This window comes from Streptomyces sp. NPDC013457 (assembly GCF_043089925.1).
Lineage (GTDB): Bacteria > Actinomycetota > Actinomycetes > Streptomycetales > Streptomycetaceae > Streptomyces.
On sequence record NZ_JBICBL010000006.1, the window covers coordinates 127,586 to 140,940 of the forward strand.

Annotated in this window: 13 protein-coding genes and 1 pseudogene; 8 read left to right on the plus strand and 6 right to left on the minus strand. The window is 73.4% G+C overall.

The features are described from left to right. Positions 1–7: 7 nt before the first annotated feature. Complete coding sequence (locus ACF1G2_RS17865; RefSeq protein ID WP_391799155.1) at positions 8–604, minus strand: HD domain-containing protein; 597 nt, start codon at positions 602–604, stop codon at positions 8–10. A 72-nt stretch (positions 605–676) separates the two neighbouring features. Between ACF1G2_RS17865 and ACF1G2_RS17870 the strand changes: the two genes are divergently transcribed. Both ACF1G2_RS17870 and ACF1G2_RS17875 read left to right on the plus strand, forming a co-directional pair. After that, positions 677–1,045 (plus strand): VOC family protein, encoded by a 369-nt coding sequence (locus ACF1G2_RS17870; protein ID WP_391799156.1) that lies wholly within the window; start codon positions 677–679, stop codon positions 1,043–1,045. Between the two features lie 91 nt (positions 1,046–1,136). Next, the gene (locus tag ACF1G2_RS17875; RefSeq protein ID WP_391799157.1) at positions 1,137–2,057 is read left to right on the plus strand and encodes a glycerophosphodiester phosphodiesterase; all 921 of its coding nucleotides are present in this window, start codon (positions 1,137–1,139) and stop codon (positions 2,055–2,057) included. Here the strand turns inward: ACF1G2_RS17875 and ACF1G2_RS17880 are convergent. Next, positions 2,005–3,279 carry a sensor histidine kinase gene (locus ACF1G2_RS17880; RefSeq protein WP_391799158.1) on the minus strand — a complete coding sequence of 425 codons (1,275 nt, stop codon included), beginning with the start codon at positions 3,277–3,279 and terminating at the stop codon, positions 2,005–2,007. The genes ACF1G2_RS17875 and ACF1G2_RS17880 overlap by 53 nt on opposite strands. A gap of 77 nt (positions 3,280–3,356) precedes the next feature. Then, positions 3,357–4,016 (minus strand): response regulator transcription factor, encoded by a 660-nt coding sequence (locus ACF1G2_RS17885; RefSeq protein ID WP_352191315.1) that lies wholly within the window; start codon positions 4,014–4,016, stop codon positions 3,357–3,359. Positions 4,017–4,104: 88 nt separating this feature from the next. Here ACF1G2_RS17885 and ACF1G2_RS17890 point away from each other — a divergent pair, with 88 nt between their 5' ends. The 5 genes from ACF1G2_RS17890 to bla all read left to right on the plus strand — a co-directional run bounded on the left by ACF1G2_RS17890 (position 4,105) and on the right by bla (position 8,981). Beyond that, entirely contained in the window at positions 4,105–4,608 is a 504-nt protein-coding gene (locus tag ACF1G2_RS17890; RefSeq protein ID WP_391799159.1) for a hypothetical protein, read from the plus strand. Beyond that, positions 4,605–5,666, plus strand: a complete 1,062-nt coding sequence (locus ACF1G2_RS17895; RefSeq protein ID WP_391799452.1) for a peptidoglycan-binding protein — start codon at positions 4,605–4,607, stop codon at positions 5,664–5,666. The genes ACF1G2_RS17890 and ACF1G2_RS17895 overlap by 4 nt, the downstream gene beginning before the upstream one ends. Beyond that, positions 5,663–6,472 (plus strand): ABC transporter ATP-binding protein, encoded by an 810-nt coding sequence (locus tag ACF1G2_RS17900; protein ID WP_391799160.1) that lies wholly within the window; start codon positions 5,663–5,665, stop codon positions 6,470–6,472. The genes ACF1G2_RS17895 and ACF1G2_RS17900 overlap by 4 nt, the downstream gene beginning before the upstream one ends. Then, on the plus strand, positions 6,472–7,677 hold the full coding sequence (locus ACF1G2_RS17905) for an ABC transporter permease (protein WP_391799161.1): 1,206 nt from the start codon (positions 6,472–6,474) through the stop codon (positions 7,675–7,677). The genes ACF1G2_RS17900 and ACF1G2_RS17905 overlap by 1 nt, the downstream gene beginning before the upstream one ends. 374 nt (positions 7,678–8,051) lie before the next feature. Then, a complete protein-coding gene (gene bla, locus ACF1G2_RS17910; protein WP_391799162.1) occupies positions 8,052–8,981 on the plus strand; it encodes a class A beta-lactamase in 930 nt (309 codons plus the stop codon). Positions 8,982–8,984: 3 nt separating this feature from the next. Here bla and ACF1G2_RS17915 read toward each other — a convergent pair. Then, positions 8,985–10,331, minus strand: a pseudogene (locus ACF1G2_RS17915) (amidohydrolase); the annotation flags it as partial. Between the two features lie 297 nt (positions 10,332–10,628). On the opposite strand from ACF1G2_RS17915, the gene ACF1G2_RS17920 reads away from it, so the two are divergent. Then, positions 10,629–11,114, plus strand: coding sequence for an SRPBCC family protein (locus tag ACF1G2_RS17920; protein ID WP_391799163.1), 486 nt, complete (start codon positions 10,629–10,631; stop codon positions 11,112–11,114). A 49-nt stretch (positions 11,115–11,163) separates the two neighbouring features. On the opposite strand, the gene ACF1G2_RS17925 is transcribed toward ACF1G2_RS17920, so the two are convergent. Further along, complete coding sequence (locus tag ACF1G2_RS17925; protein WP_391799164.1) at positions 11,164–11,718, minus strand: DM13 domain-containing protein; 555 nt, start codon at positions 11,716–11,718, stop codon at positions 11,164–11,166. Continuing rightward, on the minus strand, positions 11,702–13,243 hold the full coding sequence (locus tag ACF1G2_RS17930; RefSeq protein ID WP_391799165.1) for a glycosyltransferase family 87 protein: 1,542 nt from the start codon (positions 13,241–13,243) through the stop codon (positions 11,702–11,704). Before ACF1G2_RS17930 ends, ACF1G2_RS17925 begins: the two co-directional genes overlap by 17 nt. Between the last annotated feature and the right edge of the window lie 112 nt (positions 13,244–13,355).

A 13,355-nucleotide genomic window follows, 5' to 3' on the forward strand; every position in this document is an offset into this window, starting at 1 on the left:
CCGGCTTTCACGTCAGGGCATGCCGGTGAGCCTCCGAGAGCGGCCCGAGGATCGGGTCGCCGAACGTGGCACGCAGCTCGTCGAAGACCCGGACCTTGTGCGCGCCGTAGCGGGAAAGGTGGGCGGCGTACGTGTGGGGGCGTACGAAGGTCGGCGGGGTCGTCTTGCTGTGGAACTTGTCCGCATACATCACGAGCCGTTCCTCGTGGGTCGCCGCCAGGTAGTCCCCCGGCGGCAGCGGAAGCCCCTGCTCACGAATGTCGTGCCGGCTCAGTCCCACACCTGTGTGGCAGGAGCAGAACCGGCACAGGGCCTCCGGCAGCCCCTCCTCCGCCAGGATCTCGTGGCCCAGCACCCCGTGGCGTACGTAGTTGCGGTGGTCCAGCCGGCCTTCGGCGTCGTACAGGCGGTAGACGCCGATGTCGTGGAGCAGGCTGCCCGCCCGTACGAGGTCTCCGTCGACGGTGAGGTCCGCGACGGGGAGCAGTTGCCGCGCGATCTTCCAGACGATCTCGCAGTGGGTGAAGACGAGTTCGAAGGCCTCCGCGCTCGGCGCGTGCTTCCGGTGCAGCGAGCGGATCTCGTCGACCGAGGGACAGTTCATGCCTGGGAGGGTAGAGGCCGTCCGGATCAGGGCGACACCCGGCGGTGTCGCGAGTACCGAGGAGTTGTCTCCATGTCCCCGCTGATGCGGCTTTCGGCCGTCACGCTCGACTGCGCCGATCCCCTGGCCCTGGCCGTCTTCTACCAGCAGGCCACCGGTCTCGACCTGCACCCCTCGTCCGACGGCGACTTCGCCGGTGTCGTCGGGGCGGACGGGCTGCTGATCGGATGTCAGCGGGTCGACGGCCACCGGGCGCCCGAGTGGCCAGGCCAGGACGTGCCGCAGCAACTGCATCTGGACTTCACCGTCGACGATCTCGACGAGGCGGAGTGCCGTCTGGTGGAGCTGGGCGCGACCAGGCCGCAGTACCAGCCGAACGAACGGTGGCGCGTCCTCGTCGACCCGGCCGGGCATCCCTTCTGCCTCACCACGGCAGGCTGAGACTCTCCGTGCGTACGTCCACGGCGTGGCGGGGGTGTGCTCCGGTGTGGTGACCGCCGTGCGGGGCCGCCCGTCGTACTAGCCTCGCCGCATGCGTCCGGCACACCTCCGCACCGCCCTGGTCACGGCCACCGCCGTGGCCCTGCTCTGTCTCACCGGTGCCACCGCCACCGGTACGCGGCCCCCGGCGCCGGCGGACGTCGTCGTCCGCGAGGACGACGGCCCCGTCGCCTCGCCGTTCGTCCGTGCGGCCGGGGCGCCGATGACGGTCGTCGCCCATCGCGGTGCGTCGTCGCTCGCGCCGGAGAACACGATGGTCGCCCAGGAGGTCGGACGGCGCTCCGGGGCCGACTACATCGAGAACGACGTCCAGCTGAGCCAGGACGGCGTGCCCTACCTGATGCACGACGCGACCGTGGACCGTACGACGAACGGCAGCGGGGACATCACCACGCTGAGGTCGGCCCAGCTCGACCGGCTCGACGCCGGGTCCTGGTTCGCCCCGGTCTTCACCGGCGCCCGCGTCCCCACCCTCGCCGCCCAGCTGGCCGACCTGCGGACCCGCGGCGGGAATCTGCTCCTCGAGATCAAGCGGGCCGACACCCTCCAGCAGGTCGCGGCCGTCCTCGACGTCGTCGAGGCGGAGCGGATGACGGGCCGGGTCCTCGTCCAGAGCTTCGAGCCCCGGCATCTGCGCTGGGTCCACGAGCTGGCCCCCGGACTCCCCCTGGCCCTCCTCCGCAGCACCCTGGACGCCGACCCCGTGGCCGTCTCGAAGGACCTCCACCTCGCCTCGTACAACCCCAGCGGAGCGGCGCTGGAGGCCCGGCCAGGCATCGTCGCCGACCTGCACGAGGCCGGCGTCGCCACATGGGTGTGGACGGTGGACACGGCCGACAGGTGGAGCAGGTACGAGCAGTACGGCGTCGACGGTGTCATCACCAACCGCCCCGCCGAGCTCACCGGCTGGAACCACGCCCGGTCGGGGACGCGAAGCGTACCCGGACCGTGAGGCCGCCGCCCTCCCTGTTGGCGGAGGCCTCCGCCGTCGCGCCGTGGGCGCGGGCGATCGAGTCGACGATCGAGAGGCCGAGGCCCGCGCCCTCTCCCGGGGCGTGCGTGCGTTCGGTCAGGCGGCGGAAGGGTTCGAAGAGCAACGGGACCACGTCGGGAGGTACCGCGGGGCCGGTGTTCTCCACCTCGATGCCCTCCGGTCCCGTACGGACCTGGACGCGGCCGCCCGGCAGGTTGTGGCGTACCGCGTTCGCGACGAGGTTGTGCAGCAGGCGGTCCAGCAGGACGCTGTCGCCCGGAACCGTCAGGGGGCGGGCGTCGAGCCCGACGGTCACGCCGCGCTCCTCGGCCTCCGCCTCCAGCGCCTCCGTCGCCCTGCGCGCGGCCTCGTGGACGGCCACCGGCCTCCGCTCCCGCAGGCCCTGGTCGCAGGCGGCGAGCAGCAGCAGCCCGTCGATGGTCCGTTCGCTGTCGTCGGCGACCTCGATCAGCTTCGCCCGGATCCGCGCGACCCGCTGCGGCTCCGGCTCGCCCGCGAGTCCGATCTCGGCCGCGGCCCGCTGAACGGCGAGCGCGGTCCGCAGCTCGTGCGCCGCGTTGGCGGCGAACCGCTGCTGCGCCGACACCAGCCGTTCCATGCGCCCGAGCATGTCGTCGAAGGTGTCCGCGAGGTGCTTCAGCTCTCCCGGCGGGCCTTCCAGGGCGATCCTCTCGTGCAGGTTCTCCCCCGACAGGCGGCGGGCGGTGTCGGTGATCACGGCGACGGGCCGCAGGACCCGGCCCGCCATCCACCAGGCGAGGGCGACGGACACGATCGCGTAGACGGCGAGGACGACGAGGGAGACCGTCAGCAGCCGCTCCAGGGCGGCGCTCTCGGCGGCGTCGCTCAGCGTCCGGGTGATCGCCATCCCGCGGCTGACACCGGGTGGCAGCGGGCCCGGGCTCGCGGGAACGGCCTCCCGCCACAGGGGCGACGCGGTGGGGTCCGGGGTCTCCGCGGTGGCGGGGAGGTCTTCGAGGCGCTGCGCCGGTACGGCGGTGGTCATCGCCACGCTGATCGAGGCGTAGAGCCCCTCTTTGACCAGGAAGTACACCACTCCCGTGAGCAGCGCTCCGGCCAGCAGCAGCAGGCCGCCGTACAGCGCCGTCAGCCGCGAGCGTTCGCCGCCGGCGACGCGCCGCGCCACCGCCGTGATCCGGCGGGTTCCCGCGCCGCCCACGATCCTCCGGGTGTCCTCTCCGCCCGGCTCGGTCCCGGCCGGCCGAGCGTCCGGGCTCCCTGCCGGGTTCCGGCGGCTCACGACGCGATCCGGTAGCCCGCGCCCGGCACCGTCTCCACCACCGGCGGCTCGCCCAGCTTGGCCCGCAGTTTGCTGAGGGTCACCCGGACCGCGTTCGTGCGGTAGCTGGTGTGCTCCTCCCACACCTGCTCGATCAGGTCCTCACCGCTGACCACGGCTCCCTCGGCGCGCAGCAGGGCCTCCAGGACCGCGAACTCCTTGCGCGACAGCTGCAGATGGCGGCCGTCGCGGCTCGCCTGGCGGCGGGCGGTGTCCAGGACGATCCCCGCGCGTTCGAGGACGGGCGGCAGCGCGGGCCGGGCGCGCCGGCCGAGGGCGAGGACGCGGGCGAGCAGTTCGTCGTACGCGAAGGGCTTGGTCAGGTAGTCGTCGGCGCCGAGGCCGAGGCCGTCGACCCGGTCCCGTACGGTTCCCGCCGCCGTCAGCATCAGGACCCGGGTCATCAGACGCTGCTCGACGACCCTGCGGCACACGTCGTCCCCGTGCATCCCCGGCAGGTCACGGTCGAGGACGACGACGTCGTACTCGCCGAACTGCATCTTCCGCAGCGCCTCCAGGCCGTCGCCGGCCACGTCGACGGCGAGCGCGTCACGGCGCAGCCCCTCGGCGATCATCTCGGCGAGGAAGGCCTCGTCCTCCACCACTAGTACACGCATGCACCCTGTGTATCGGAAGAGACCTTTCGTCTCTGTTAACCGATCCGCTGAGAGAAACGAAACACCTCCCGCCCGCACGATCCGGGGCATGACGACTCGACGTACCCGAGAGACCCTCCAGCTGGCCGCCGCGGCCTCCCTGGCCGCCCTCTGCCTCCTCGCCACCGCCTGCACCGCCGAGGGGGGCGGCAAGTCCGGCGGCGAGACCGTGAGCGAGGAGGGCAAGAAGGCCGACCAGGCCCTGGAGCACCGGAAGTGTCTGCGCGAGCAGGGCCTCGACGTGCCCGAGCCCAAGCCGGGCGAGGAAGGCGTCGGCCTGACCATCGGCGGCGACGGCATGTCCAAGGAGAAGATGGAGAAGGCGTTCAAGGCCTGCCGGGACAAGGGCGGGGCCGGTATGGGCAAGGAGCTGACCCAGGCCGACAAGGACGAGATGATCAAGTACGCCCAGTGCATGCGGAAGAACGGCTTCGACATGCCGGACCCGACCTTCGGCGAGGGCGGAGTGTCCGCCGCACGGCCCATACCGCAGGGCGCGGAGATGAAGAAGTTCGAGAAGGCCAACAAGGCGTGCGAGAGCGTGTCGCGATGAGCGGGCGGCGCAGGCTGGTGGCCGCCCTGGCCACGATCGCGGCGGTCGCGGGCGGTGGCGTGGCCGTCACCGCGCTGGATCCGGGGGAGGGACAACAGGCCGTCGCCGACCCGCGGCTGCCGCCCTCGACGGTGCCGCTGACCCGCGGCGACCTCAGCGACAGCTCCCAGCAGGAGGGCACGCTCGGCCACCTCGGGGAGCGCAGGATCAACGCGGGCCCGGCGGGCACCCTCACCTGGCTGGCGCCGAGCGGCTCGACCGTGGAACGGGACGGGCGGCTGTACGAGGTCGACGGCAGGCCGGTCCGGCTGATGTACGGCGCCGAGCCCATGTACCGGACGCTGAAGACCGGCGACAAGGGGAAGGACGTCCGTCAGCTGGAGGAGAACCTCGCCGCCCTGGGGTATGTCGGCTTCACCGTCGACGAGGAGTTCTCGGCGAAGACCGCCGACGCCGTGAAGCGGTGGCAGAAGTCCCACGACCTGAAGCGGACGGGCACGGTCGGCCCCGACACGATCGCCTTCGCCGGCAGCGCGGTCCGCGTCAAGGAGGCGGGCGCCGCGTCGGGCGACCAGGTCGCCCCCGGTCGGCCGGTGCTCACGGTGACGGGTTCCGAGCGTGTCGTACGGTTCCGGATCCCTGTCGCGGACGCGGGTCTGGCGAAGGCCGGCACCCGGGTCGTCGTACAGCTCCCGGACGGGACGCGCGCCCCGGGGAAGGTGTCCTCCGTCGGCAGGACGGCCTCCGCGGGAGACGATCCTCAGGACCGGACGCCGAAGATCGACGTCAGGGTCTCCTTCGACGCGCCGGGGAAGGTCACGGGAGTCGACCAGTCCCCCGTCACCGTCGAGCTCACCGGCGAGACGCGCAAGGACGTCCTCACGGTCCCCGTCAACGCGCTGCTCGCGCTGCCGGACGGCGGCTTCGGCATCCAGGTCGTCGAGAACGGCACGGCAAGGGACGTCGAGGTGGAACTCGGCATGTTCGGCCAGGGCCGGGTGGAGATCAGCGGCAGCGGGCTGCGGGAGGGCATGAAGGTCGGGGTGCCGTCCGCATGACCGACATGACCGATACGGCCGATACAGCCGATGCCGGAACCGTGAGTACGGTCGTACGGCTCACCGGCGTCACCAAGGAGTACGCGGGCGGGGTCCGCGCGCTCGACGGGGTCGATCTGACGGTCGGCGAGGGGGAACTCCTCGGCATCGTGGGGCCGTCGGGATCCGGCAAGTCCACCCTGCTGCACATCGTCGGCACCCTGGACCGGCCGAGCGCCGGCACCGTCGAGATCGCGGGGCACGACGTGGCCTCGCTGACCGACCGGCGGCTCTCCGCGCTGCGCTCCCGGCACATCGGCTTCGTGTTCCAGGCGTTCCACCTGGTGCCCGGGGTCGGCGCGCTGGAGAACGTGGCCGAGGGGCTGCTCTACTCCGGACTCCCCCGGGCCCGGCGGCGGACGATGGCCGCGGACGCCCTCGACCGGGTCGGGCTCGCCGACCGGATGGGGCACCGGCCGCACGAACTGTCGGGCGGGCAGAAGCAGCGGGTCGCCATCGCCCGCGCGGTCGTCGGCGAGCCGGATCTGCTCCTCGCCGACGAACCGACCGGCGCGCTGGACTCGGCGTCCGGAGAGGCGGTGATGGAGCTGCTGCACGAGCTCAACGCGCAGGGCGCCACGATCGCGGTGATCACCCATGACACGGAGATCGCCGGACGCCTGCCTCGCCAGGTGCGCATCCGCGACGGGCGGGTCACGGCGGACACCTCGAACACGGCGGGCACGGCGAACACGGCGGGCACGGCGAGTACGGCGAGTAGGGCGGGCAAGGCGCACGGCAGCGCGCTCGGAAAGGCCGGCGTCTGATGCCCCGTACACGCAGGCCGCTCAGGGCCGCCCGTCTCACTCCGCGTGACGTCCTCCACGTCGGGTCGGCCGGATTGCGCAGCCGTCCCGTACGGGTGGTGCTGTCCGCACTCGGCATCGCCATCGGGATCGCCACGATGATCGCCGTCGTGGGCATCTCGGCGTCGAGCCAGGCCCAGTTGATCCGCCAGCTCGACGCTCTCGGCACGAACATGCTGGTGGCGAAGCCGGGTGAGGGGATGTTCAGCGGGGAGGAGGTCAAGCTGCCCAAGGAGGCGGTCGGCATGGTGGGGCGGATCGCGGGCGTCGAGGGCGTGGGGGCCACCGGCGAGCTCACGCACTCGGTACGGCGTTCCGAGAAGATCCCCGAGGGCGAGACCGGCGGCATCGCGGTGAAGGCCACCACGGAGGGGCTGCTCGGCGTGGTGCGCGGCGGCATGGCCACCGGCACCTGGCTGAACGCCGCCAACGGGCGCTACCCCTCCGTCGTCCTCGGCCATGTGGCAGCCGAGCGGCTCGGGATCACCGAGCCGGGTCGTCAGGTCTGGATCGACGGCCGGTACTTCACGGTCGTCGGCATCCTCGACCCGCTGCCCCTCGCGCCGGAGATCGAGCGCTCGGCGCTGGTGGGCTGGGAGGGCGCGCAGAAGCTGCTGGGCTTCGACGGGCATCCGACGGCCGTGTACGAGCGGTCCACGGACGCGTCCGTGGAGACCGTCCAGAAGCTGCTCGCCCCGACGATCGACCCGCAGAACCCACAGAACGTCCAGGTGAGCGACCCGTCCTCGGCGCTGAAGGCCAAGGCGGCCACCGAGGGCGCGTTCTCCACCCTGCTCCTGGGTCTGGGCGGGATCGCCCTGCTGGTGGGCGGGGTAGGCGTCGCGAACACCATGATCATCTCGGTGCTCGAACGCCGCCACGAGATCGGCCTGCGGCGCTCGCTGGGGGCGACACGGGGTCAGATCAGGATCCAGTTCGTCACGGAGTCCCTGATGCTCTCCGGTCTCGGCGGCGTCGCGGGCGTGGCGCTGGGCGGCGCGGCGACGGGCGTGTACGCGTACACCGGCGGGCTGCCCTGGGTGGTCCCGCCGTGGGCGGTCGCCGGCGGCTTCGCCGCCACGCTGGTGATCGGCACGGTCGCGGGTCTGTACCCGGCGGTCCGGGCGTCACGGCTCTCCCCGACGCTGGCGCTCGCGGCGGCGTGACGGGACGGACGGCGGCCCCGCCGGCTCCGTCGACGGCGAGGCCCGGGGCTGCTGCCCCGGGCCTCGCCGTACGGGTGCGGAGACGCGTGGCCGACCAGCCGCGGCCGGCCGGCTCGTGGAGGTCAGTCGCCCTCCCGGGCCAGGCGCTCCCAGGTCGTCGCGAAGGCCTTCAAGCGAGACGATCACGCCGTGGATCGTCGCATGTCCCACTGACACCGCCGTGGGCTGTCCACCCGGGCGCGGGCGGCACGTCGGAGACGGCGTCCGGTGCGAGACACACCGACCGCCGAGCCGCGGCGTCGCGACGGGATGGCCCGGTGGCAGAGTGGAGCGGACAGACCCGAACGCCCCACACCCGACCGGAAAGCCTCCCCATGCGGCTCCACCGTCCCCGGCACCGACTCCTCGCCGTACTGGCCGCGTTCGCGCTCGTACCGCTCACCGGATGCGGCGGCAACCGTCCTCCGGCGGACAGCGCCCCGCCGCCGCGGGAGTCGGCCACCGCGCCGGACGGCGTGGCCGCGGCCCGGGCACGGTTCCGGGCGCTGGAGCGGAACTACGGTGCCCGGCTGGGCGTGTACGCCCTCGACACCGGCAGCGGCCGCGAGGTCGCGTACAACGACAGCGCCCGGTTCCCCTACGCCTCTACCTTCAAGGCCCTCGCCGCGGGTGCCGTGTTGCGCGAGAACCCCGGCGACGGCATGAAACGGGTGGTCACGTACTCCCGGGACGACCTGGTCGCCCACTCCCCCGTGACCGAACGGCACGTCGCCACCGGGATGACGCTCGCCGAGCTGTGCGACGCCGCCGTACGGTACAGCGACAACACCGCCGCCAACCTGCTCTTCGACCGGATCGGCGGTCCCGGGGGACTGCAGGCGACGCTGGCGGAGCTGGGCGACGGCGTCACCCGGATGGAACGGCGCGAGCCCGAGCTCAACGAGTGGGCGCCCGGCGCCACGCGTGACACCAGCACCCCACGGGCTCTCGCGGGGAGCCTGCGTGCGTTCGTCCTCGGCGACGCGCTCCGGCCCGACGGGCGCGCCGCGCTGACCACCTGGCTGCGCACCAACACCACCGGCGCGGAACTGATCCGCGCCGGTGTCCCCGAGGACTGGACGGTCGGCGACAAGACAGGGGCGGGCGGTACGTACGGCACGCGGAACGACATCGCCGTCCTCTGGCCGCCCGGCCGCGCCCCCATCGTCCTGGCCGTCCTGTCCAACCGTCTCACCGCCGACGCCTCGTACGACGACAGGCTGATCGCCGAGGCGGCGGCGGCCGCCACCGAGGCGCTGTCCTGACCCTCAGAGGCTCGCGTCGCGGTGGGTGGGGCGCCCGTCGAGGACGGTGAGGAGCACGGGGAGGTCCGCGAGGTCCGTCGCGGCGACGGTGAGCGGGCTGTCGGCAAGGACGGTCAGGTCGGCACGGTGGCCGACGGCGAGACGGCCCGCCTCGTGCTCCTCCCCCGCCGCGAACGCGGGACCCGTCGTCATCCCCTGGAGCGCCTCCAGGGCGGTCAGCGCCTGCTCGGGGCCGTGCGGGGGCTGGGTGAGGTCACGGGTCGGGCGGCGGTGGCGGGCTCCCGCCATCACGCCCAGCGGCGGGAACGGCGCGATCGGCCAGTCGGAGCCGAGGACGACCGTGGCCCCGGCGTCCCACAGGTCACGGCACCGCCACGCGCGCGAGGCGCGCTCCTCGCCCAGCCGGCGGGACCAGTTGTCGGTGTGGTCGGCGCGGGTGAAGTCGCAGCAGTGGGTGGGTTGCATGGACGCCAGGACGCCGAGCTCGGCGAACCGGGCGGGTGTGTCGTCGGGGACGCTCTCGATGTGTTCGATCCGGTGCCGGACCACGCCGCCGCCTCCGCCACCGGCTTGGGCCTTCTCGACGGCGTCGAGGACGTGTCGGACGGCCGCGTCGCCGATCGCGTGGGTGGCGGTCGGCACGCCGGCGCGGTGCAGTTCGCCCACGATCCGGGTGTAGACCTCGGGGTCGGGCCAGAAGGCGTGCGTCGACTCGCCGTGGCAGTCCGGCCGTTCGAGCCAGGCCGTGCCGTTGTCGATCGTGCCGTCCATGAACAGCTTCACCCCCGCGACGCGCCACAGCTCCCCGCCGGTGCCCTGCCGCGCGACGAGGGAGCGCAGCCCCTCCTCGTCGATACCGGGCTGGCACCAGGGGGCGACCCGCAGCCGTAGCGGGAGTTCGCCGGCCGCTTCGAGCTCCGCGTACAGGGCGAGGCTGTCGCCGTTGGCGTCCATGGCGTGCCCGCCGGTCAGGCCGGCGGCGGCCATCCGGCGCAGCGCGACGGCGAGGCGGTCGCGACGCTCCGCGTGCGTGGGCTGCGGCGCCGCGCGTTCCACGAGTTCGCAGGCCGCGTCCTCCAGGAGCAGTCCGGTGGGCCTGCCCGCCTCGTCGCAGACGATCTCGGCGGCCTGGCCGAAGGTCCGCGGTCCGTCGATGCCGGCCAGTTCGAGGGCGCGGGGGCTGGCCAGCATCGAGTGGGCGTCGAAGAGTTGGAGCAGCGCGGGTACGCCGTCCAGTACGGGGGCGAGTGCGGCGTACGCGACGGGCCGGTCGCCGAACACGTTCGGGTCCAGGCCCCAGCCGGACAACCACGCGCCGGGGGCGAGCGTCCGGATCTCGCGCGCGAGGGCGAGACCCCGGACAGCCCGTTCTGGCACGCGGGCGGGGTCAACCTGGCCGGCGCGTCGGCGCTGGGCGCGGGTGTCGCCGCGGCCGCCCTGTGCGTCAACACCCTCTACACCGGCCCCATCGCCGCCGCCCTGGGCGGAGTGGACCTCGCCCTGCCCGTCGGCATCGTCGTCACCTCGGCCTGCTACGCGCTCCTGACGCGGACGTCCGTCCGGGGACGCTCCGCCACTGCCGCGTGACCGGGTCGGTCCGCTAACCTACCCGCCGGTAAGTCCGACGCAGCGACAGGGAGGTCGTCGATGGGGCGCCAGTGGAGTCTTGAGGAGTCCGTCGTGGTGGACGCCGCGCCGGAGGTCGTGTACCGGCTGGTGGCGAACCTCCGGGACATGGGCCGGTGGAGTCCCGAGTGCCGGGGGGTCTGGGTGGCGCGCCCTCCCGTGACCGCCGGGAGCCGGTTCGTCGGCTTCAACCGGCGGGGGCTCTTCGTCTGGTTCACGACCGGGCGGGTGTCGGTCGCCCGCGAGGGCGAGGAGTTCACCTTCGACGTCGGCGCCTTCGGGCTGCCGATCGCCCGCTGGGGCTATCGCTTCGCGGCCGAGGGGACGGGTACGCGAGTGACGGAGACCTGGCAGGACCTGCGGACCGGCCGGGGTTCGCGCCTGGCGGAGGTCCTCGGCACCGTCTTCGCGGGCACGAACCCCGAGCGCCGGATCGCCGTCAACCGCGACGGAATGCGGACGACCCTCGACCGGATCGCGCGCACCGTGGCGGCCCCGGCCTCCTAGCGCCTCGCCCGGGGGCCCGCGCGTCGGCGCAGACCCCCGGGCGGACATGTCAGACCCGCAGGCCGGCCGCACCGAAGGAGACGTCGAAGCGGTCGCACCAGATGGTGACGCTCGTGAAGGCGGACGGGTCGGTGCCGGGCGGGAGCGGGTAGTTCTGGTCCCCCTTGTTGCCCTTCAGCCTGCCCAGGCTGATGTACCTGCCGTCGTCGAAGACCCGCCAGCCCGCCACGCCCTCCTTGACCGGGGCGTCGGTCAGCCACACGCGCAGGTCCGGGCCGTTGCTGGTGTTCAGGTCCTCCAGGCGCAAGGTCAGGCTGCCGTCGGCGAGGCGGATGAGCTTCGCCGTACCGGTGGTCCTGTGCTCGTGGCTGATCAGGTCGCCCTGGGCGACCGTCTGCGGCCCCGCTGCGGGGCTCGCGCCACCGGGAGAGGAGGCGGGCCCGGGCGACGAGGCGGACCCGGGCACCGCCGTCGGAAGGGCCTCGTCGACCGTCTCGTCCTGCCACAGCTTCCAGGGCTGGAACCAGTAGAGCCCCAGGGCGGCCAAGGCCACCGCCACCGCCGTCGCGCCCCAGAGCAGCGACTTCTTACCCCCACCTGCCACGATCGTCCTCGTTCCGTGCTGTCGTACGTCGGTCCTGGGCATTCCATCCCACCGCGCGGGGGGCGCGCCACATGCGCCCCGATGACGAAAGTCTTACGTCACACGCGGGATCCACGGCACCGGCCGCCCGACGTCCGCGCGGCATCGTGGCTCCACCGCCCCGGCGGCGCAGCAGGGTGCCCGCGAGGACGGCGACGGCCGCGGCGGCGTACGCGAGGGTCCCCACCGCGTTCGGGTCGTCGAACGCTCTGCCCGCCACGTACTTCGCCGCCCCCGCCACCGCCACGAGCAGCCACTCCCACCGGCCGTCCAGGGCGACCAGCGCGACGAGGAGCAGGGCGTACCAGGAGTATCCCGGGGTCAGCAGGAGGAAGGCGGTCCCGGTGACCAGGAGCGCGCCGCTCCACGGGCGTTCGGGATCTCCGCGCCGTACGACATGGGCGCAGCAGACGAGCAGGGCGGCGACCAGCGCAGGCACGGCCCACGACGGGGGCAGCACGAGCCGGAGCAGGGCGTAGCGGTTGCCGGCGTCCGCGTCGTCGTACCCCTCCTCCTCGACATAGCCGCCGAGGTAGCCGAGGACGGAGCCGTCGGAGATCAGCAGGTAGGGCAGATAGGCCAGTACCGTCACGGCCCCGGCCGGCACCAGGATCGCGGCCGCGTCCCGCACGCGCCGTACACCGGACAGCGCTCCGGGCAGCACGATCGCGGGCATCAGCTTCACGGCGACGGCGGCTCCCACGAGCGCGCCGCCCGCCACCCGGTGGCGGGCGACGAGGCCGAGTCCCGCGACGGCGAACAGTACGCCGAGCGTGTCGACATGGGCGTTGTTCACGGCTTCGAGGGGGACGGCCGGGCACCAGGCCCAGAAGACGGCGGTGCGGGGATCGCCGCGTCGGCGCAGGATCCGCAGCAGGAGGCCGGTGATGCCCACGGACAGGAGCGCGCCCCCGATCTGAAGCGGCTTCAGGCGGGCGCCGTCCGGGGCGAGCAGGTGGACGCCGAGGAAGTACCCCTCGGCGATCGGTGGGTAGATGGTGTGCACGGTGGGGCGGTTGACGCGGGTGCAGTGGTGTGCGGCGGGGGCCGGAGCGGCGTCGAGCGTCGCCGGGACCCGTGCGACGTCCGGGCTCCGGCAGGCCGCGGCGCCGCTCGGGAACAGCCAGTCGTCCCGGAGCGGGGCGAGTTCGGGGTCCGCGGGAGCGTGGTCGTAGGGCGGGATGCCCGCCGCCTGCACCCGGCCGTCCCAGGCGTAGCGGTACGCGTCGGTGCTCGTACGCGGCGGGGCGAGCAGGCCGGTGGCGGCGACCAGCGCCGATCCCGCCAGGACGAGGACGACCGCCTGACGGGGCGGCACCTTGCGCAGGGCGAGGGCCGCCGCGGCGAAGAGTGCCCAGGAGGCGGCGTACCACCACGACAGGCGGCCCGGATCGGTGTGGTAGCCGTCCTCCCGGACGGTGCACACGAGGACCGTGACGAGAGCGGCCAGGAGGCCGCCGGCCACCGCGGTACGAGGAGAGATCACATTCCGCAGCGTCGCAGCCGGACGCCGCCCCGAGGGGCCCGCCGCCCCGGCCGTCCGAGTTCCGTAAGGAGTCGATCCGCCTCCCGAGGCCCGGTGCACGGTGAGATGGGAG